This window comes from Pseudoponticoccus marisrubri (assembly GCF_001482405.1).
Taxonomy (GTDB): domain Bacteria; phylum Pseudomonadota; class Alphaproteobacteria; order Rhodobacterales; family Rhodobacteraceae; genus Pseudoponticoccus; species Pseudoponticoccus marisrubri.
This window is the reverse complement of the sequence record NZ_LPXO01000001.1, coordinates 238,219-256,637: the sequence shown is the minus strand read 5'-3', so window position 1 is coordinate 256,637 and position 18,419 is coordinate 238,219. Positions and strand designations below refer to the sequence as shown.

Here is an 18,419-nt window from a genome sequence, read left to right as displayed (position 1 = left end):
TGAACGCAAGCCACCCTTGCTCTGGCGTGTCTTGAGGTGCGCCGGTCACGGGATGTCAAACTCAGGTGGAGCGAGGGTGAAGCCTTCGAAGCGGAAGCCGGGCGAGACGGTGCAACTGACCAGGGTCCAGGCGCCGGTGCTGCGCGCGCTTTGCCAGTGATGTTTCGGAACGATCGCTTGCGGGCGCGCGCCGGTGGCGAGGTCGGGGCCCAGGGTGAGGTCGGTGCGCGGGCCCGACATGCTCTCGGCGAGGGAAAGCACCAGCGGCGCGCCGGCGTGGAAGAGCCAGATCTCGGTGGCATCGACGCGGTGCCAGTGGCTGCGCTCGCCGTCCGCCAGCAGGAAATAGATGCAGGTGCCCAGGGCGCGGCCCTCGGCATCGCATTCTTCGGCGCTCCAGGTCTGGCGGTAGTGACCGCCTTCGGGATGCGGGGCCAGTCCGAGCGTTGAGATGACCTGGTCTGCGCGCATCGGCGTACGCCCTCCTGAAGTTTGGTTAACCCGCGCGGCGCAGCCTGCTCTCATTCGATATCCGCGTCAGCAGGAGGCAGAAGATGGCGGCGTCGCAAAGGCGTATCCGGCAGATGGCCGAGGAAATCGTCGCCCGCGAGGGCGGCTATGTCAACGATCCCGACGACCCGGGCGGGGCCACCAAGCACGGGGTCACGATCCACACCATGCGCCGATTGGGGCTGGACCTGACCGGCGACGGGCGGGTGGATGCCGCCGATGTCCGGCGGCTGAGCCGCGCCCAGGCGGTCGAGATCTTCCTGCAGCACTACTTCATGTCCCCGCGCATCGCCGAGCTGCCCGAGGCGCTGCATGCCACCGTTTTCGACATGTATGTCAACGCGGGCGGCAACGCGGTGAAGATCCTGCAGCGCCTTCTGGGAGAGATGGGAGAGGTGGTCGCGGTTGACGGGAAAATCGGGCCACAGACTATCGGCGCCGCGGCGCGCGCCTTTGCCCAGGCGCCCGATCACATGGTCGATGCCTACGGGATCGCGCGGCGCAACTACTATTTCCGCCTTGCCGATCGCCGGCCGGCCTCGCGGAAATACGCGCGCACCCGGGCCGGCGGCAAGGGCGGCTGGATCCGCCGCGCCGAAGAGTTCATCTCGCCCCGCTATCACCTGAGCGCGGCCGAATTTGCAGAGCGGGTGGCGGCATGGGGATGATCGAAAAGCTGCTCTCGGCCCTGTTCGGCGGCGGGCGCAACGTGGTGGCCGAGACCGCGGAGGTGTTCCGCATCAATGCCGAGGCGCAGGCGGCCCGCGGCCATGACCTGCAATCGGCCGCGCTGGGCCAGTTCGCGGGCGAGTTCCGGATCACCCGGCGCGGCTGGTTCGACCGGCTGATGGACGCGCTGAACCGGCTGCCGAGGCCTGCCATGGCGTTGGGCACGCTGGGCCTGTTCGTTGCGGCCATGGTCGACCCGGTCTGGTTCGCGGCGCGCATGGCCGGGATCGCGCTGGTGCCGGAGCCGCTCTGGTGGCTGCTGGCGGCGATCGTCAGCTTCTATTTCGGCGCGCGCCACCAGGCCAAGGGGCAGGAGTTCCAGCGCGAGATGGCCGCGACCATCGCCGCGGTGCCGCAGGTGGTGCGCACCATGCGCGACATCGACGGGTTGCGCAGCCATGATCCTGAAGCGCCGGCCACCGACGCGACGGACAATGCCCGACCGGATGTCCCGGAGAACCGCTCGGACAACCCGGCGCTGGCCGAATGGCGCGCGGAACGGTCGCGCTGAACGGCCACGTATCGTATCGTGTTGCGACAATGTGATCGCCCGGCGGACGGGAAATCCGTTGGCCGGGCCTGCCCCAGCCTCTATAACCAGAGGCATGATTACAGAGCTCGGCCACTTCGCCCTCATCCTCGCCTTTCTCGTGTCGCTGGTCCAGGCGGTCGTGCCGCTGGTGGGGGCCCACAAGCGATGGCCCGGCTGGATGGCCATGGCCGAGCCCGCCGCGACGGCGCAGTTCGCCCTGACCGCGGCCTCCTTCTGCGCGCTGACCTACGCCTTCGTGGTGTCGGATTTCTCGCTCAGGCTGGTCTATCTCAACAGCCATTCGGCCAAGCCGATGATCTACAAGATCTCGGGCGTCTGGGGCAACCACGAGGGCTCGATGCTGCTCTGGGTGCTGATCCTGACCCTGTTCGGCGCGCTGGCGGCCTGGTTCGGGGGCAACCTGCCACCGACGCTTCGGGCGCGCGTGCTGGCCGTGCAGTCCTCGGTCGCGGCGGCCTTTTTCGCCTTCATCATCTTCACCTCGAACCCGTTCCTGCGCCTCGGCGTGCCGCCCTTTGACGGGCAGGATCTCAACCCGCTGCTGCAGGATCCCGGGCTCGCTTTCCACCCGCCCTTCCTCTATCTCGGCTATGTCGGGCTGAGCATCTGCTTCTCCTTCGCCGTGGCGGCGCTGATCGAAGGGCGGGTCGATGCCGCCTGGGGGCGCTGGGTGCGGCCCTGGACGCTGGTCAGCTGGGTCTTCCTGACCATCGGCATCGCGCTGGGGTCGTGGTGGGCCTATTACGAGCTGGGCTGGGGGGGCTTCTGGTTCTGGGATCCGGTCGAGAATGCCTCCTTCATGCCCTGGCTCTTTGCCGCCGCACTGCTGCACTCGGCCATCGTGGTCGAGAAGCGCGAGGCGCTGAAAAGCTGGACCGTGCTGCTAGCGATCCTCGCCTTCGGTTTCTCGCTGATCGGCACCTTCATCGTGCGCTCGGGCCTGCTGACCTCGGTGCATGCCTTCGCCAACGACCCCGAGCGCGGCCAGTTCATCCTGATGATCCTCGTCTTCTTCACCGGCGGCGCGCTGACGCTCTTCGCCGCCCGGGCGCAGGCGATGGAGGCCAAGGGCGTGTTCGGCGTGGTCAGCCGCGAAAGCGCGCTGGTGCTGAACAACATCCTGCTGGCCGTGTCCTCCTTCGTGGTCTTCGTGGGCACCATGTGGCCCTTCGTGGCCGAGATGCTGTTTGACCGGAAACTGTCGGTCGGCCCGCCCTTCTTCAACATGGCCTTCACCCCCTTCATGGTGGTGCTGGGGCTGGCGCTTCCGCTGGGCTCCATGCTGGCCTGGAAGCGCGGCAAGCTCTCCCGCGTGGCGCGGGATCTCGCCCCCGCCTTCGGCCTGGCCTTGGCGCTGATGGGGCTGGTCTGGGCGATGCAGACCGGGCGCAGCCTGATGGGTCCGATCGGCGTTTTCCTCGGCACCTGGCTGATCGCCGGCGCCGCGACCGACCTGGTCAGCCGCACCGGCCGCAACCGCGACCTGTCGCGCCTCGCGCGCCTGCCACGCGCGGACTGGGGCAAGGCGGTGGCCCATGCCGGACTCGGCGTGACCATGCTGGGCATTGCCGGGCTGATGGCCTGGCAGGAGGAAGATATCCGCGTCGCGCAGCTGAACGAGTCCTTCGAGGTGGGCGGCTTCACGCTGGAGCTGCTCTCGGTCGATCGGGTGCAGGGGCCCAACTACATCTCGACCATGGGCGATGTCCGCCTGTCGAAGGACGGGCGCGAGATCGCGCGGCTCAACCCCGAGAAGCGCAACTATCCCGTGGCCGAGATGCCCACCACCGAGGCGGCGATCGACTACCGCGTGATGCGTGACGTCTACGTGGTGATCGGTGACCCGCAAGAGGGCGGTGGCTGGGTGATGCGCACCTATATCAAGCCGCTGGCCAACTGGATCTGGGCGGGCTCCATCCTGATGGCTCTGGGCGGCACGCTCAGCCTCAGCGACCGCCGCTACCGCGTCGCGGCCGGCGCCGCCAAGCCCACCCCCGCCACCGGGGTCCCGGCGGAATGAGCGGCTGGATGCAAGGATTTCGCCGCCTCGCCCTGGCAGTGATGCTGGCTGGCGCGGCCCTGCCCGCGCTGGCGGTGAACCCCGACGAGGTGCTCGAGGACCCGGCGCTGGAAGAGCGCGCCCGCGACATCTCGGCCGGGCTGCGCTGCCTCGTCTGCCAGAACGAGAGCATCGACGAATCGAACGCTTCGCTGGCCCGCGACCTGCGCCTGCTCGTGCGCGAACGCCTGCTGGAAGGCGACAGCAACGAGGAGGTGGTTGATTACGTGGTCGACCGCTACGGCGAATTCGTCCTCCTGCGCCCCACCACGGGGGGCTGGAACTGGCTGCTCTGGGCCTCCGGCCCGCTGCTCTTCCTCATCGCGCTCACCCTCGCAGCGATTTACCTCCGCGCCCGCGCCACCGGCCCCGCCGACACCGGCCTCAGCGAAGACGAGCAGAAACGCCTCGACGAGATCCTCAAGAGCTGACAGCGCCCACAAGCCTGTCTTTCATCTTTCCTAAAATACTCACGGCGCAAGGATCGGACCGGGCGCCCGGGTATCATGTTCCAGGCAAGGCGCCAAAAGGCCTGCCTCCGGCAAATCCGCCAAGAGGGCTTTTGTCGCGAAGGGCGCCGCCGTGACGCGGCGTTTGGCTTTGCCAAACCAGAGCGGCGCGTGTTTCATGCCGGCAGCAGGACAGGGGAGCCGCGGATATGCGCTATGACACGATCACGTATGAGCTGGAAGACGGGCAAGCGGTGATCTCGCTGGCCCGGCCCGAGGTGATGAATGCGCTCAACAGCCTGATGCGGGCCGAGATCACCGATGCGGTGACCCGTGCGGGGCGCGAGGCGCGGGTGGTCGTGCTGACGGGGCAGGGGCCGGCCTTCTGCTCGGGGCAGGATCTCGGCGATGCTGGCAACGCGGCCAATCTCGATCTCGAGCGCACGCTGCGCGACGAATACGTGCCCATGCTCAAGGCGGTGATCGACTGCCCGGTGCCCACCATCGCGGCGGTGAACGGCGCGGCGGCGGGGGCGGGGGCGAACCTCGCGCTCGTGACCGACGTGGTGATCGCCACGCAAAGCGCCTTCTTCTTGCAGGCCTTCACGCGGATCGGGCTGATCCCGGATGCCGGCGGCACCTGGGTCCTGCCGCGCCAGGTTGGGCTGGCCAAGGCCATGGGGGCCGCGCTCTTTGCCGAGAAGATCCCCGCGGCGCAGGCCGAGGCCTGGGGGCTGATCTGGGAGGCGGTGCCGGACGAGGGGTTCGAGGCCACGTGGCGCCGCCGCGCCGCCCATCTTGCCAAGGGGCCGACCGCTGCCTATGCGCGGGTCAAGCAGGCGCTGCGGGCGAGCTTTGACAACGACATCGAGAGCCAGCTGACGCTGGAGGCCAAGCTGCAGGGCGAATGCGGCAAGACCCGTGATTTCAAGGAAGGCGTCGTCGCCTTCCACGAAAAGCGCCCCGCGATCTACGAGGGGCGCTGACGGTCCATGGCCCGCGCTGTGTCGCGCGGCAGGCCCCCCGGGGGTGCGCCGCGCGACCCGTTGCTGAGGGTCAGGCGAAAACCATGTCGTCCTCGACCTGTTGCTCCTCGTCCGGCTGCTCCTCGGGCAGGGGATCGGTGTTCATCAGGTCGTCATAGGTGAGCTCGTACTGGCCGCAATCGGCGTCCTGGGGCGTGGTGTAGTACAGGTCGTCCACGGCGCCGGAGCCGGCGAGGGTCACCTCCATGCTGGCCACGCCGGCGGCGTTCAGCTCTAGCAGCTGCTCGGAATTGTTGCCGGCCGCCGGGATCGCGACGCTGTCGATCAGCTCGCCCTCGGTGTCGTAGAGGTCGATCGCGCCGCCCTCTTCCTCGACATCGAGCACGGTCAGGCTGGTCACGTCCGAGGCCTGTTCGAACTCGAAGCGGATGGTGCCGCCGGCCGCGTTGTCGTCGGGATCCGCCGCATCGCCATCCTCGGAGATGATGATCGCATTGCCCTGGCCGGCATAGCCGAGATCCCAATCGCCGCCGGTGGGGTTGGCGGTGTCGAACACCATGGCGTCATTGCCCGCGCCGTCGCTGTCCTGCGCGCGGTCGGCGGTGACGGTCACGCCGCCGAAGACCAGTGCGCCGCTGTCACCGGCCTGCGCGGCCTCGAATTCCTCGCAGGTCTCTTCGCCGCTGGCCGGGGCACCCTCGGAGGTCGAGGTGATCTGCACGTTGTCGACATAGATCTTCTCGTTCGAGGCCGAGATGTCCGAGACCAGCCGCACCTGCACGTCCTCGGAGGCGCTGTCCAGCACGCCGCCGGAATAGTTCAATGTGGAGAGGTCGCCGTCAAAGCTCTGCCCGGTGAGCGAGCCCACCATGGCGGTGCCGTCATCGTTGACCTGGAATTCGTCCAGCAGCACCCAGTCGCCGCCGTCGATCTGGACCTCGACGCGCAGGCTGTCCTCGCTCCAGCCGGAATTCTCGAAATTCTGCACGCCGTGGGCGCGCATGTCGAGCGACAGCTCCACCGGGTCGGAGGTGGCGACCTCGGCGAAGGTCATCGTGCCGTCATTGCAGCCATCGGTCATGGCCTGGCCGTTCTCGACCTCCCAGCCATCGTCGCGCACCACGGTCTCGCTGTCATCGGGGTCGTGCAGACCGTCGAAATCCTCGTCCAGCAGCACCGTCTCGCCGGCGGTCAGCAGCTCGGTGGTCTGGATCTCGATATTGTCGATGCGGATATTCTCGTCACGGGCCGAGATGTCCGAGACCAGCCGGAACTGCACGCTTTCCGAGGCTTCGTCCAGAACGCCGCCGGAATAGCTGACCTGGCCCATGTGGCTGGTGATGGTCTGCCCGGTGTTCGAGCCGACCAGCGCAGTGCCGTCATCATTGACCTGGAACTCGTCCAGCAGCACCCAGTCGCCGCCATCCACCTGCACCTCGATGCGCAGGCTGTCGGCGGCATGGCCGGAATTCTCGAACCGGTCGATATTGATGCCGCGCGCGTCGAAGGACAGCGCGGCCGGGCCCTCGGTCGCGACCTCCTGCAGCATCAGCGTGCCGTCATCATTGCCGTCGGTCTCCAGCTGGCCATGGCGGATGTCCCAGTCGGTCCAGCCCTCGACGAGATCGCTCTGCGAGGCATAGTGCAGCCCGTTGAAATCCTCGGAGACGGTGTTGATCACGGGGGTCTGCACCGGCGCGTTGCTGCCCGGCACGCCGCCGGTCAGCGCCAGCCCGGTGCCGGTCTCGGTGTTCACAACGGCGGTCATGTTCGACAGGTCGAGGCTGTCGGCCGTCAGGTTTGATCCGTTTCCGTCGACATAGAGGGTCAGCATCGCCTCGTCGACATCGCCGTTCGAGGAATAGGGCACGGTGCCGAATTCCAGCTTGACGTCATAACTCTCGGCGATCTGGGCGCCGTTGTTCAACTGGTTCTGCGTGCCGACCGCCACGTCATAGCCGGTCACGTTCTCGCCGTTGGAACCGATCGCCTCGTTGAAGCCTGGAGAGATCGTCAGGTCGGGGGCGATCGCGGGATCGGTCAGGTTGAAGAACAGCGCGTCGAGATCGGTATTGGCCGGGTCCTCGGCAAAGACCTGCAGGACAAGGTTGCCCTCGTCCTCGATCACGACGAAGCGCACTTGCGGGTCACAGCCAAGCAGGATTTCGGAACTGGGAACAGCGGGCATGACGGGGTCCTCGCGCAAATTGACCAAAAAAGACGATTGCCCAATGTCGTGCCGCGAAACCGCCGTAATTGCTTCAAATTTTGTGGAAACGCAGCGTTTCCGCCATCAAGGCGCCACATTCCACGGGCCGCCCGTCCCGGTTCCGGAACAATGCCGGACGGTGTCAGAGATTGTCCGCGACACCGGTGGCCGCAGCATGGCGGCAAAGGAAAACCCGGCGCCGTCTCCGGCACCGGGTCCTGTCGGGTGAGTCGCGGGCCCTTGGCGGCTCAACGGTTCTCGATATCGACGTAGTCGCGCGCGGTCTCGCCAAGGTAGAGCTGCCGCGGGCGGCCGATCTTGTTCTGCGGGTCGTTCAGCATTTCCTTCCACTGGCTGACCCAGCCGACGGTGCGCGACAGCGCGAAGATCGGCGTGAACATCGAGGTCGGGAAGCCCATCGCCTCGAGGATGATGCCCGAGTAGAAATCCACATTCGGGAAGAGCTTCTTCTCGGTGAAGTACTCGTCCTTTAGTGCGGCCTCTTCCAGCGCCTTGGCGGTGGCGAGGATCGGGTTGTTCTCGATCCCCATCAGGTCCAGCACCTCGTCGGCGGACTGCTTCATCACCTTGGCGCGCGGGTCGAAGTTCTTGTAGACCCGGTGGCCGAAGCCCATCAGGCGGAACGGATCGTTCTTGTCCTTGGCCCGCGCGATGTATTCGGGGATGTTCTCGGGGCTGCCGATCTGCTTGAGCATCTCGAGGCAGGCCTGGTTGGCGCCGCCATGGGCCGGACCCCACAGGCAGGCGATGCCGGCCGCGATGCAGGCAAAGGGGTTGGCGCCCGAGGAGGAAGCCAGCCGCACCGTCGAGGTCGAAGCGTTCTGCTCGTGATCGGCGTGCAGGGTGAAGATCCGGTCCATCGCGCGGCTCAGGATCGGGTCGACCACGTATTCCTCTGCCGGCACGCTGAAGCACATGTGCAGGAAGTTCGCCGCGTAATCCAGATCGTTGCGCGGATACACGAAGGGCTGGCCGATCGAGTACTTGTAGGCCCAGGCCGCGATGGTGGGCATCTTGGCGATCAGGCGGTGGCTGGCGATCTCGCGCTGGCGCGGGTCCGAGATGTCGGTGCTGTCATGGTAGAAGGCTGCCATCGCGCCGACCACGCCGACCATGATCGCCATCGGGTGCGCATCCCGGCGGAAGCCGCGGAAGAAGTTCACCATCTGCTCGTGGATCATGGTGTGGCGGGTGATCGTGCCCTCGAAGGTCTCGAGCTCTTCCGCCTTGGGCAGGTAGCCGTAGAGCAGCAGGAAGCAGACCTCGAGGTAATGCGATTTCGAGGCCAGCTGGTCGATCGGGTAGCCGCGATGCAGCAGCTCGCCCTTCTCGCCATCGATGAAGGTGATGGTCGAGTCGCAGGACGCGGTCGAGGTGAAGCCGGGGTCATAGGTGAACACGCCCGCCTGGCCATAGAGCTTGCGGATGTCGATCACGTCCGGACCGGCGGTCGGCGAATGGATCGGCAGGTCGAAGGCCTGTTCGCCGATGGTCAGTTTTGCAGTCTTGGTCGGTTCAGCCATGCTTTTCGTCCCTCTTCGTCATGTCGGGGCGGGGCCAGTGCGGCGGCCCTGCCGTTTGCAATCACATGGCCCGGGGACAGGGGCGATCAGCCGTCCCCGCCGGCCGCGGCATGGGTCAGACGGTTCAGCGTCTCGTCCCGGCCCAGCACCAGCATCATGTCGAAGACCGAGGGCGTCGCCGCGCGACCGGCCAGAGCGGCCCGCAGGGGCGCCGCCAGCTTGCCGAACTTGGTGCCCTGATCCTCGGCGAAACGGTTCATGACCGCCTCCAGATCCTCGCGCGTCCAGCTAGCATTTTGCAAGTGCGGCGTCAACGATCCCAGTATACCACGGGATACAGTATCCAGCGCCTTGGCCGCCTTCGCGTCCGGTTCCACCGGCGTCTCTGTCAGGACAAAGTGCCCCTTTTCAAGCACTTCTGGCAGGGTCTTGGCCCGCTCCTTGAGGCAATACAGCGCACGTCCCAACCCGTCGCGCTGCGCCTCGGTCAGGGGCAGCTGGCCAGTCACCTCAAGGAAGGCGTCGATTTCTTGCAGCAACGCAGCATCCTCGGCCGCGGCGATGTGCTGGCCGCAGATATTCTCCAGTTTCTTGAAATCGAACCGGGCCGGGGACTTGCCGATTCCCGCAAGGTCGAACCATTCCCGCGCCTGTGCGTCGGTGAAGAACTCGTCATCGCCATGGCTCCAGCCCAGCCGCGCCAGGTAGTTGCGCATGCCCGCCGCCGGGTAGCCCATCTTCTGGTACTCGTCCGCCCCCAGCGCGCCGTGCCGCTTGGACAGTTTCTTGCCGTCCGGCCCGTGGATCAGCGGGATGTGCGCATAGACCGGCAGGTCCCAGCCCATGGCGGTGTAGATGCCCATCTGGCGCGCCGCGTTGTTCAGGTGGTCGTCGCCGCGGATCACGTGGGTCACGCCCATGTCGTGATCGTCCACCACCACGGCCAGCATGTAGACCGGCGTGCCGTCCGAGCGCAGCAGGATCATGTCGTCCAGCTGGTCGTTGCGGATCGTCACCTCGCCCTGCACCTCGTCGCGGATCACCGTCTCGCCGTCCAGCGGGGTGCGCAGGCGGATCACGTAAGGCGCGTCCGGATGCGTCGCCGGATCGGCGTCGCGCCACGGGCTGACGAAGAGGGTCGAGCGCTTCTCGGCCCGGGCCGCCTCGCGGAAGGCCTCGATCTCGTCCTGGGTCGAGAAGCACTTGTAGGCGGCGCCGCGGTCCAGCAGCGCGCGCGCCACCTCGGCATGGCGCTCGGCGCGGGCGGCCTGGCTGACCACCTCGCCATCATGGTCCAGCCCCAGCCAGTCGAGGCCCTTGAGGATCGCCTCGGTTGCCTCGGGGGTCGAGCGGGCGCGGTCGGTGTCCTCGATCCGCAGCAGGAACTGCCCGCCGCGGCCGCGCGCAAACAGCCAGTTGAACAGCGCCGTGCGCGCCCCGCCGATATGCAGGAAACCGGTGGGCGAGGGGGCGAAACGGGTCACGACGGGGGCGGTCATGGCGTGGTTAACCTTTTGCTAATCGGGCTGGGGCAGGATCTGCGCGTTCCTTAACGAGCCAGTATTGCCGGGGCAACCATGGGCCAGGCTTTTCAATGGCTGGAGCGCGTGGTGATCGGCCAGCGCGGGCACCTGTTTCCCTGGGTGCCGGTCTGCCTCGCCGGCGGCATCGGCCTCTATTTCGCGCTGCGGGTCGAACCGGCACCTGCCGTGCTGGCCGCCTGCGGGCTGGCCGGGCTGGCCGTCTTCGGGCAGGCCCGGGCGGGCGCGGTGTTCGGCCCGCTGCTGGCGGCGCTGGCACTGGTGGCGCTAGGAGTGGCGCTGGCCGGGGCGCGGGCGCACCAAGTGGCCGGGCCGGTGCTGGACTTCCGCTATTACGGCGCGATCGAGGGGCGCGTGGTGCGGATCGACCGCTCCGCCTCGGACGCGCTGCGCCTGACGCTCGACCGCGTGGTGCTGGAGCGCATGGATCCCGACGACACGCCGCTGCGCGTGCGCGTCTCGCTGCACGGCACACAGGGCTTCTACGACCCCGAGCCGGGCGCCACGGTGATCCTGACCGGCCATCTGTCACCCCCCGGCGGCGCGGTGGAGCCCGGCGGCTTCGATTTCCGCCGTCATGCCTGGTTCCTGCAGCTGGGCGCGGTGGGCTACACGCGCAACCCGGTGCTGATGCTGGAGCCGCCGGGCGCGGGACTGCCGCTCTTTCGCGCGCGCATGTGGCTGTCCGAGCGGGTGCAGGCCCGACTGCCGGGAGAGACCGGCGCTTTCGCCGCCGCGATCATGAGCGGTGACCGCTCGGGCATGGGCGAGGACACGCTGCAGGCGCTGCGCGACACGAACCTTGCGCATCTGCTGGCGATTTCGGGGCTGCACATGGGGCTGCTGGCCGGGTTCGTCTTTGCCGCGCTGCGGCTGGCGCTGCTCCTGCTGCCCTGGACGCGGCATTGCTGGCCGGTCAAGAAGGTGGCCGCCTTCGGCGCGCTCTGGGCCGCGGCGGGCTATCTCGCGCTGTCGGGCGGCAATGTCGCGACCGAACGCGCCTTCATCATGGCCGCTGCGGCGCTTTGCGCGCTGATGCTGGACCGGCGCGCGCTGTCGCTGCGCAGCGTGGCGGTGGCCGCGCTGGTGGTGCTGATGCTGCGGCCAGAGGCATTGCTGGGCCCGGGCTTCCAGATGTCCTTTGCCGCCACGACCGCGCTGGTCGCGGTGTTCGAACAGGTGAGCCGCGCGCAGCGCAGCTGGCGCCCGCCGCCCTGGCTGGGCGCGGTCCTGTCGGTTGTGGTCTCCTCGGCCGTGGCGGGCGCGGCGACGGCACCGGTAGGCATGGCGCATTTCAACCAGGCCGCGCCCTACGGGCTGCTGGCCAACCTCGTCTCGGTCCCGGTCATGGGCATGCTCGTCGTGCCCATGGGCGTGGTCGCGGCGCTGCTGATGCCGCTGGGCTGGGACGGGGCCGCGCTGGCGGTGATGGGGCTGGGGCTGGACTGGATCCTGGCCGTCGCGCATCACGTGGCCGCGTGGGAGGGCGCGGTGCGCCACGTCAAGGCGCCCATGCCCGCCGTGCTGCCGCTGCTGGCGCTTGGCGGTCTGATCCTCTGCCTCTGGCGCGGACCGGGCCGGCTGGCGGGGCTGGCCCCGGCGGCGTTGGGGCTGACGCTCTGGGTCGTGACCGAGCGGCCCGCGATCCTCGTCAACGATACCGGCACGCTGGTCGGCGTGATGACGCCCGAGGGGCGCGCCCTGTCGCGCGCGCGCGGCTCGGGCTTTGTCGCGAACACCTGGCTGGAGAATGACGGGCAGGGCGGGGTGCAGGAGGGGGCGGCCGAACTCTGGCCCGACCGGCCCGCCAAGCGCACCGCGCGGGCCGTGCTGGAGGGCGCCACCCTGGTGCACCTGCAGGGCAAGCGCGCGACCGAGGCCTGGACCGGTTGCGCCAAGGGCCAGATCCTCGTGACCAGCGCGCCGCTGCGCCTGTCCGGCGGCTGCGAGATCCTTGACCCGGACCGGCTGCGCCGCACCGGCGCGGTGGCCTATTGGCCGGCAGAGGATGGATGGCGGCGTGTCACCGACGCGGATCGCGCGGGCACCCGGCTGTGGCACCGCCGGCCCAAGGCCGAAGAGCGGCGCGTCGCGCAGGCGGATCAGTAGGTTCGGATCAACCCGACCAGCCGGCCCTGCACGCTGACCGCGCCGGCGGGCAGCACACGCGCCTCGTAGGCCGGGTTGGCGGCCTCGAGCACGATCATGTCACCCTTGCGGCGGAAGCGTTTCAGCGTGGCCTCGTAGCCCTCTACCTGCGCCACGACGATATCGCCCTCGGAGGCGTCCGACGTCTCGCGGATCACGACCACGTCGCCATCGTTGATCCCGGCCTCGATCATCGAGTCGCCCTTGACCTCGAGCGCGTAATGCCGCCCGCGGCCCTGCAGCATCTGGCCCGGCACCGTGATGCCCGGCGGCTGGTCGTTGATCGCCTCGATCGGGCGGCCGGCGGCGATGCGGCCCATCAGCGGCAGCTCGGCCACGTTGGCCGAACTGACCTCCTGCGCGGCGGCGGGGGTGGTGTCGGGCAGGTCGCCCTCGATCACCTGCGGGGCAAAGCCGCTGGCCCGGCCCCCAAGGCTTTCGGGCAGTTTCACGATCTCGATGGCGCGGGCGCGATGGGCCAGCCGGCGGATGAAGCCCCGTTCCTCCAGCGCGGTGATCAGGCGATGGATTCCCGATTTGGAGCGAAGGTCCAGCGCCTCCTTCATCTCGTCAAAGCTGGGCGGCACGCCGTCGCGCGCCATCCGCCTGTTGATGAAGTCCAGAAGATCCAGTTGTTTCTTGGTGAGCATCGCCGGTCATCCCAAACCTGTTTCGGTTTGTTCTACAGGCGTTCCCGTTTTGTGTCAATGGTCTGTGGATAAGTCCTTGACAGCGCTAGAGCGGCAGGTAGGCCACCCGGTCTCCGGCCGTGCGCGCCGGGTCCTGCGGCGGGCGGACCAGCAGGGCGTTGGCCTGACCCAGCACGCTCAACAGGCTGGAATCCTGCCGCTCGAATGGCGCGATGCCGTCCTCGGTCAGCCGGGCGCGCATGTAATGCTCGCGCAAGCCATTGGCGCCGATATCGGCGGACAGGGGCGCATGGCGCCGCGGGGTGGGGCGCGCGGGCAGGCCGCTCAGCGCGTCGATCACCGGGGCCACGAAGACATGGCCGCAGACCATGGCCGAGACCGGGTTGCCGGGCAGGCCGATCATCATCGCCCCGCCCAGCCGCCCGGACATGAGCGGCTTGCCCGGGCGCATGGCCACCTTGTGAAAGGCGCGGTCCATGCCCAGCGTGCCTGCCACCTCGGCCACGAGGTCATGATCCCCCACCGAGGCGCCGCCGATCGTGATGACGAGATCGGCATCATCCATCAGCGCGAAGGCCCCGGTCAGCGAGGCGAGGCTGTCGCGCGCGATGGGCAGGATGCGCGGCTCGGCGCCGAGGTCCCTCAGCAGCGCCTGCAGCCCGTAGGTGTTGGACACGATGATCTGGTCGGGACCGGGCGTGTCGCCGGGCATGACCAGCTCGTTTCCGGTCGAGATCAGCGCCACTTTCGGGCGCCGCGTCACCGTCACCTCGGGCACGTTCATCGCCGCCAGCAGCGCGATGTCGTTCGGTGTCAGGCGGCGGGGGGCCTCCAGCTGGTGGCCGGCGCGGAAATCCGTGCCTGCGGCGCGGATATGCGGGCCCGCGTCCAGCGCGTCGCCCAGCGTGATCCGGTCGCCGTCGCGGGTGACGTCCTCCTGCAGGACGATGCGGGTGGCACCGTCGGGCACCGGAGCGCCGGTGAAGATGCGCACCGCTTCGCCCGCGCCGACCGCGCCGGCAAAACGCGCGCCGGCGGCGCTTTCGCCGATCACCGTCTTCTGCTGGCCGGGGGCCGCATCGCTGACCGCGTAGCCATCCATGGCCGAGGCCGGGAAGGGCGGCTGGTCACGCCGTGCGGTCGCCGCGACGGCCAGGACCCGCCCCGCAGCCTGCGCCAGCGGCACCGTCTCATGGCCCAGCGGGCGGGCCAGGGCGAACAGGCGGTCCAGCGCCTCGGCGACGGGGATCATGCGGTCACCGCTTTGCGCATCGCACTCACTCTGCCTCGTAACGTCCTGATTTTCCGCCATCCTTCAGCACGACGCGGATGCCGCCGATTTGCATGGACTTGTCCGCGGCCTTGACCATGTCATAGACCGTCAGCGCCGCGGTCGAGACGGCGGTCAGCGCCTCCATCTCGACCCCTGTCTGCCCGGTGGTCTTGACCGTCGCGGTGATGCGCAGGCCGGGCAGGTCGGGGTCGCGGGTCAGCTCGACCGAGACCTTGGTGACCGGCAGCGGGTGGCAGAGCGGGATCAGGTCGGGGGTCTTCTTGGCGCCCATGATGCCGGCCAGCTGCGCCACGCCGATCACGTCGCCCTTCTTGGCGCGGCCCTCGTCGATCAACGCATAGGTCTCGGGCGCCATGCGGATATGGCCCTCGGCCACGGCAACGCGCGCGGTCACCGCCTTGTCCGAGACATCGACCATGCGGGCATTGCCCTCGGCGTCGAAATGGGTCAGCCCGCTCATGCCGGGACCGGATCGCGCAGCAGGTCGCGGGTGGCGGCGGCCACGTCGTCCTGCCGCATGAGGCTCTCGCCGATGAGGAAGGCCCGCGCGCCAAAGCCGGCCATGTCGGCCAGGTCCTGCGGCGTGGTCAGGCCGGATTCCGAGATCAGCAGTCGCCCCTCGGGAATGGCGCGCGACAGCTGCCGGGTGGTGTCCAGCGTGGTCTCGAAGGTCTTGAGATTGCGGTTGTTCACCCCGATCAGGGGCGAGTCCAGCCGCAGCGCGCGGTCCAGCTCGGCCGCGTCATGCACCTCGATCAGCGCATCCATCCCCCAGTCGCGCGCGGCCGCTTCCAGCTCGGCCGCCTGCGCGTCCGAGACGCTGGCCATGATGATCAGGATGCAGTCGGCCCCGAGGCTGCGCGCCTCGGCCACCTGGTAGGGGTCGTACATGAAATCCTTGCGCAGGGCGGGCAGCGCGGTGGCGGCCCGCGCCGCGGTCAGGAAGGGCTTGGCCCCCTGGAAGGAGGGCGTGTCGGTCAGAACCGAGAGGCAGGTGGCGCCGCCCTGTTCATAGGCGCGGGCCAGCGTGGCCGGGTCGAAATCGGCCCGGATCAACCCCTTGGAGGGGGAGGCCTTCTTGACCTCGGCGATCAGCCCGTAGCCCGTGGCCGCGGCGGCCTGCAGCGCCCTCGCGAAGGGGCGGACTGGGTCGGCAGCGCGGGCGCGCGCCTCGATCTCGGCCAGCGACACCTGCGCCTTGTCGGCGGCGACCTCCTCCAGCTTGTAGGCCTTGATCCGGTCGAGGATGGTCTCAGTCATGGGGCGGCACGGTCCAGTTGATCGGGGTATCACCTCTGGCTTTAAGCCAGTCATTGATCCGGGAAAAGGGGCGCGAGCCGAAAAAGCCACGCCGCGCCGAGAGGGGCGAGGGATGCGCGCTGCGCAGCACCAGGTGATCGGCGCCGGTGATGTGGCGGGCAAAGCCCTGCGCGTGGTTGCCCCAGAGCAGGAAGGCGCGGGGCCGGTCCGAGAGCGTGGCCAGAACCTCCTCGGTCAGGCGCGACCAGCCCAGCCGCGCATGCCCGCCGGCCCGGCCCGCGGGCACGGTCAGCGCAGTGTTGAGCAGCAGCACGCCCTGCGGCGCCCAGAACCGCAGGTCACCATCGGGCGGGCAGGCGCCGAGATCCTCGGTCATCTCGCGGAAGATATTGGTCAGCGAGCGCGGCAGCGGACGCGTGCCCGGCGCGACCGAGAAGGCGAAGCCATGCGCATGGCCTTGCGTGGGGTAGGGGTCCTGCCCGAGGATGACCACGCGGACCCGGTCGGGCGGGCAGGCGTCGAGCGCGGCAAAGACCTGCTCCGCGGGCGGCAGGACCGGAGCGTCCTCCTGCGACAGGCGCGCGGCGATTTCGGGCAGGTCACGCTGAAAAAAGCGCAGGTGTCGCCATGCGGGCGGAGTCTCGCCAAGGGTCACGGCAAATTCCGTGAACGGAATTTGCAAATTTCATTCATGAAATTTGCAGCTCTTGCGGTGAGCATTGCGCCCGGCTCAGCCGGCATGCGTGGCTCGGGCCAGCGCTTGGACCGTGTCGCGTGCGGCGCCGCTGTCGATGCTCTCACGTGCCAGCGCCACGCCGTCGCGCAGATCCGTGGCCTTGTCCGCGATGGTCAGCGCGGCGGCGGCGTTCAGCAGCACCGCGTCGCGATAGGCCGAGGGCGCACCGTCCAGCAGCGCGCGCAGGGCAGCGCCGTTCTCGTCCGGGGTGCCGCCGAGGATCTCCTCGAAAGGATGCACGGGCAGGCCGGCCTCCTCGGGGTGCAGCTCGGTCTCGCGGATGCTGCCATCGGTGTCCAGCGCGGCCACCCAGCTGACGCCCGAGATGCTCAGCTCGTCGGTGCCATCGCCGCCGTGCACCAGCCAGGCGCGTTCGGCGCCCAGCTGCTTGAGCGTCTCGGCCATGGGGCGGATCAGGTCGCGCGTGAAGGCCCCGGTCAGCTGGCGCTTGACGCCGGCGGGGTTGGTCAGCGGGCCGAGTATGTTGAAGATCGTGCGGGTCCCCAGCTCGGCGCGCACCGGGCCCACATGGGCCATGGCCGGGTGGTGCATCGGGGCCATCATGAAGCAGATGCCGGTCTCGGCCAGCACGGCCTCGACCCGCGCCGCGCTCAGCATCACGTCGATGCCCATCTGCCCCAGCGCATCCGCCGCGCCCGATTTCGAGCTGAGGTTGCGGTTGCCATGCTTGGCCACCGGCACGCCGGCGCCGGCCACCACCAGCGCGGTCGCGGTCGAGATGTTCAGCGTGCCCTTGCCGTCGCCCCCGGTGCCCACGATGTCCATCGCGCCGGCGGGTGCGGTCACCTTGTTGCACTTGGCCCGCATCACCGCGGCGGCGGCGGAATACTCGTCCACCGTCTCGCCCCGGGTGCGCAGCGCCATCAGCAGCCCGCCGATCTGGGCCGGGGTGGCGGCGCCCTCGAAGAGCAGCGTGAAGGCGCGCTCGGCCTCGGCGCGGGTCAGCGGGCGGTCGGCGGCTGTGCCGATCAGCGGGCGCAGGTCGTCGCTCATGCCGGCGCCCCGACGGATGTCAGGTCCAGGAAGTTGCGCAGCAGCGCGTGGCCATGCTCCGAGGCGATGGATTCGGGATGGAACTGCACCCCGTGCAGCGGCAGCGCCTTGTGCGACAGCCCCATGATCGTGCCATCCTCGAGCGCGGCGGTCACCTCGAGCACGTCGGGCAACCGGTCGCGCGCCACCACCAGCGAGTGGTAGCGCGTCGCCTTGAGCGGCGAGGGCAGCCCGGCGAACACGCCGCCACCCTGGTGGTGGATGATGCCCGGCTTGCCATGCACGATCTCGTCATGGCGCACGACCGTGCCGCCAAAGGCCTGCCCCAGCGTCTGGTGCCCGAGGCACACCCCCAGCAGCGGCGTGCCCGTCTCAGCCGCGGCCTCGGTCAGCGCGAGGCAGATGCCGGCGCGGTCGGGGTCGCAGGGGCCGGGGCTGAGCACGATGCCCTGCGGCTTCAGCGCCATGGCCGATTGCACGTCGATCCGGTCATTGCGATGCACCTGCACCTCGGCGCCCAGCTCGCCCAGGAAATGGACGAGGTTGTAGGTGAAGCTGTCGTAGTTATCTATCAGAAGAAGCATGGCATTCGGCTCTCGGGGCTGGCAGGGTCGCGCCTCATCGCGGTATACATGCGCAGGCGGGCCCTCTGGCGTCAAGGCCCGCCAAGCCGGACGCGCATCGGCCAAGATGTGTCGGGACCGGCGGCACGGGGCACGAACAGACGGGCAGGAGGG

General features: G+C 68.8%; 17 protein-coding genes. 6 read left to right on the top strand and 11 right to left on the bottom strand.

Features of this window, described 5'->3' with window-relative positions:
* Window positions 1-45 precede the first annotated feature (45 nt).
* Window positions 46-471, bottom strand: coding sequence for a cupin domain-containing protein (locus tag AVJ23_RS01250; RefSeq protein ID WP_058860332.1), 426 nt, complete (start codon window positions 469-471; stop codon window positions 46-48).
* Between the two features lie 83 nt (window positions 472-554).
* On the opposite strand from AVJ23_RS01250, the gene AVJ23_RS01245 reads away from it, so the two are divergent.
* The 5 genes from AVJ23_RS01245 to AVJ23_RS01225 all read left to right on the top strand — a co-directional run bounded on the left by AVJ23_RS01245 (window position 555) and on the right by AVJ23_RS01225 (window position 5,286).
* Window positions 555-1,178 (top strand): holin-associated N-acetylmuramidase, encoded by a 624-nt coding sequence (locus AVJ23_RS01245; RefSeq protein WP_240484480.1) that lies wholly within the window; start codon window positions 555-557, stop codon window positions 1,176-1,178.
* The gene (locus tag AVJ23_RS01240; protein WP_058860331.1) at window positions 1,169-1,750 is read left to right on the top strand and encodes a holin family protein; all 582 of its coding nucleotides are present in this window, start codon (window positions 1,169-1,171) and stop codon (window positions 1,748-1,750) included. The genes AVJ23_RS01245 and AVJ23_RS01240 overlap by 10 nt, the downstream gene beginning before the upstream one ends.
* A 94-nt stretch (window positions 1,751-1,844) precedes the next feature.
* The gene (locus tag AVJ23_RS01235) at window positions 1,845-3,812 is read left to right on the top strand and encodes a heme lyase CcmF/NrfE family subunit (protein ID WP_058860330.1); all 1,968 of its coding nucleotides are present in this window, start codon (window positions 1,845-1,847) and stop codon (window positions 3,810-3,812) included.
* 8 nt (window positions 3,813-3,820) lie between these two features.
* Entirely contained in the window at window positions 3,821-4,282 is a 462-nt protein-coding gene (locus tag AVJ23_RS01230; protein WP_058860329.1) for a cytochrome c-type biogenesis protein, read from the top strand.
* A gap of 227 nt (window positions 4,283-4,509) precedes the next feature.
* Window positions 4,510-5,286, top strand: coding sequence for an enoyl-CoA hydratase-related protein (locus tag AVJ23_RS01225; protein ID WP_058860328.1), 777 nt, complete (start codon window positions 4,510-4,512; stop codon window positions 5,284-5,286).
* 70 nt (window positions 5,287-5,356) lie between these two features.
* On the opposite strand, the gene AVJ23_RS01220 is transcribed toward AVJ23_RS01225, so the two are convergent.
* From AVJ23_RS01220 to gltX, 3 genes are all read right to left on the bottom strand, one after another.
* On the bottom strand, window positions 5,357-7,474 hold the full coding sequence (locus AVJ23_RS01220; protein ID WP_058860327.1) for a hypothetical protein: 2,118 nt from the start codon (window positions 7,472-7,474) through the stop codon (window positions 5,357-5,359).
* A 269-nt stretch (window positions 7,475-7,743) separates the two neighbouring features.
* The gene (gene gltA, locus AVJ23_RS01215; RefSeq protein WP_058860326.1) at window positions 7,744-9,039 is read right to left on the bottom strand and encodes a citrate synthase; all 1,296 of its coding nucleotides are present in this window, start codon (window positions 9,037-9,039) and stop codon (window positions 7,744-7,746) included.
* An 86-nt stretch (window positions 9,040-9,125) separates the two neighbouring features.
* Window positions 9,126-10,538, bottom strand: coding sequence for a glutamate--tRNA ligase (gene gltX / locus AVJ23_RS01210; RefSeq protein WP_058860325.1), 1,413 nt, complete (start codon window positions 10,536-10,538; stop codon window positions 9,126-9,128).
* Between the two features lie 78 nt (window positions 10,539-10,616).
* On the opposite strand from gltX, the gene AVJ23_RS01205 reads away from it, so the two are divergent.
* Complete coding sequence (locus AVJ23_RS01205) at window positions 10,617-12,689, top strand: ComEC/Rec2 family competence protein (protein ID WP_058860324.1); 2,073 nt, start codon at window positions 10,617-10,619, stop codon at window positions 12,687-12,689.
* On the opposite strand, the gene lexA is transcribed toward AVJ23_RS01205, so the two are convergent.
* The 7 genes from lexA to AVJ23_RS01170 all read right to left on the bottom strand — a co-directional run bounded on the left by lexA (window position 12,683) and on the right by AVJ23_RS01170 (window position 18,266).
* A complete protein-coding gene (lexA, locus tag AVJ23_RS01200; RefSeq protein ID WP_058860323.1) occupies window positions 12,683-13,378 on the bottom strand; it encodes a transcriptional repressor LexA in 696 nt (231 codons plus the stop codon). The genes AVJ23_RS01205 and lexA overlap by 7 nt on opposite strands.
* Window positions 13,379-13,463: 85 nt before the next feature.
* Window positions 13,464-14,630: a molybdopterin molybdotransferase MoeA gene (locus tag AVJ23_RS01195; RefSeq protein ID WP_058860322.1), complete on the bottom strand. Its 1,167-nt coding sequence runs from the start codon at window positions 14,628-14,630 to the stop codon at window positions 13,464-13,466.
* 25 nt (window positions 14,631-14,655) lie between these two features.
* A complete protein-coding gene (moaC, locus tag AVJ23_RS01190; protein WP_058860321.1) occupies window positions 14,656-15,132 on the bottom strand; it encodes a cyclic pyranopterin monophosphate synthase MoaC in 477 nt (158 codons plus the stop codon).
* Window positions 15,129-15,932 carry an indole-3-glycerol phosphate synthase TrpC gene (gene trpC, locus AVJ23_RS01185; RefSeq protein WP_058860320.1) on the bottom strand — a complete coding sequence of 268 codons (804 nt, stop codon included), beginning with the start codon at window positions 15,930-15,932 and terminating at the stop codon, window positions 15,129-15,131. The genes moaC and trpC overlap by 4 nt, the downstream gene beginning before the upstream one ends.
* Window positions 15,925-16,587, bottom strand: a complete 663-nt coding sequence (locus tag AVJ23_RS01180; RefSeq protein WP_058860778.1) for a uracil-DNA glycosylase — start codon at window positions 16,585-16,587, stop codon at window positions 15,925-15,927. Before AVJ23_RS01180 ends, trpC begins: the two co-directional genes overlap by 8 nt.
* A 75-nt stretch (window positions 16,588-16,662) precedes the next feature.
* The gene (gene trpD / locus AVJ23_RS01175) at window positions 16,663-17,682 is read right to left on the bottom strand and encodes an anthranilate phosphoribosyltransferase (protein WP_058860319.1); all 1,020 of its coding nucleotides are present in this window, start codon (window positions 17,680-17,682) and stop codon (window positions 16,663-16,665) included.
* Window positions 17,679-18,266 carry an anthranilate synthase component II gene (locus AVJ23_RS01170; RefSeq protein ID WP_058860318.1) on the bottom strand — a complete coding sequence of 196 codons (588 nt, stop codon included), beginning with the start codon at window positions 18,264-18,266 and terminating at the stop codon, window positions 17,679-17,681. The genes trpD and AVJ23_RS01170 overlap by 4 nt, the downstream gene beginning before the upstream one ends.
* Window positions 18,267-18,419: the final 153 nt, after the last annotated feature.

What these genes read in the sequence shown, in the direction of transcription:
- AVJ23_RS01250 (WP_058860332.1), bottom strand. Translation starts at nt 471, where the DNA reads ATGCGCGCAGACCAGGTCATCTCAACGCTCGGACTGGCCCCGCATCCC.
- AVJ23_RS01245 (WP_240484480.1), top strand. Translation starts at nt 555, where the DNA reads ATGGCGGCGTCGCAAAGGCGTATCCGGCAGATGGCCGAGGAAATCGTC.
- AVJ23_RS01240 (WP_058860331.1), top strand. Translation starts at nt 1,169, where the DNA reads ATGGGGATGATCGAAAAGCTGCTCTCGGCCCTGTTCGGCGGCGGGCGC.
- AVJ23_RS01235 (WP_058860330.1), top strand. Translation starts at nt 1,845, where the DNA reads ATGATTACAGAGCTCGGCCACTTCGCCCTCATCCTCGCCTTTCTCGTG.
- AVJ23_RS01230 (WP_058860329.1), top strand. Translation starts at nt 3,821, where the DNA reads ATGCAAGGATTTCGCCGCCTCGCCCTGGCAGTGATGCTGGCTGGCGCG.
- AVJ23_RS01225 (WP_058860328.1), top strand. Translation starts at nt 4,510, where the DNA reads ATGCGCTATGACACGATCACGTATGAGCTGGAAGACGGGCAAGCGGTG.
- AVJ23_RS01220 (WP_058860327.1), bottom strand. Translation starts at nt 7,474, where the DNA reads ATGCCCGCTGTTCCCAGTTCCGAAATCCTGCTTGGCTGTGACCCGCAA.
- gltA (WP_058860326.1), bottom strand. Translation starts at nt 9,039, where the DNA reads ATGGCTGAACCGACCAAGACTGCAAAACTGACCATCGGCGAACAGGCC.
- gltX (WP_058860325.1), bottom strand. Translation starts at nt 10,538, where the DNA reads ATGACCGCCCCCGTCGTGACCCGTTTCGCCCCCTCGCCCACCGGTTTC.
- AVJ23_RS01205 (WP_058860324.1), top strand. Translation starts at nt 10,617, where the DNA reads ATGGGCCAGGCTTTTCAATGGCTGGAGCGCGTGGTGATCGGCCAGCGC.
- lexA (WP_058860323.1), bottom strand. Translation starts at nt 13,378, where the DNA reads ATGCTCACCAAGAAACAACTGGATCTTCTGGACTTCATCAACAGGCGG.
- AVJ23_RS01195 (WP_058860322.1), bottom strand. Translation starts at nt 14,630, where the DNA reads ATGATCCCCGTCGCCGAGGCGCTGGACCGCCTGTTCGCCCTGGCCCGC.
- moaC (WP_058860321.1), bottom strand. Translation starts at nt 15,132, where the DNA reads ATGAGCGGGCTGACCCATTTCGACGCCGAGGGCAATGCCCGCATGGTC.
- trpC (WP_058860320.1), bottom strand. Translation starts at nt 15,932, where the DNA reads ATGACTGAGACCATCCTCGACCGGATCAAGGCCTACAAGCTGGAGGAG.
- trpD (WP_058860319.1), bottom strand. Translation starts at nt 17,682, where the DNA reads ATGAGCGACGACCTGCGCCCGCTGATCGGCACAGCCGCCGACCGCCCG.
- AVJ23_RS01170 (WP_058860318.1), bottom strand. Translation starts at nt 18,266, where the DNA reads ATGCTTCTTCTGATAGATAACTACGACAGCTTCACCTACAACCTCGTC.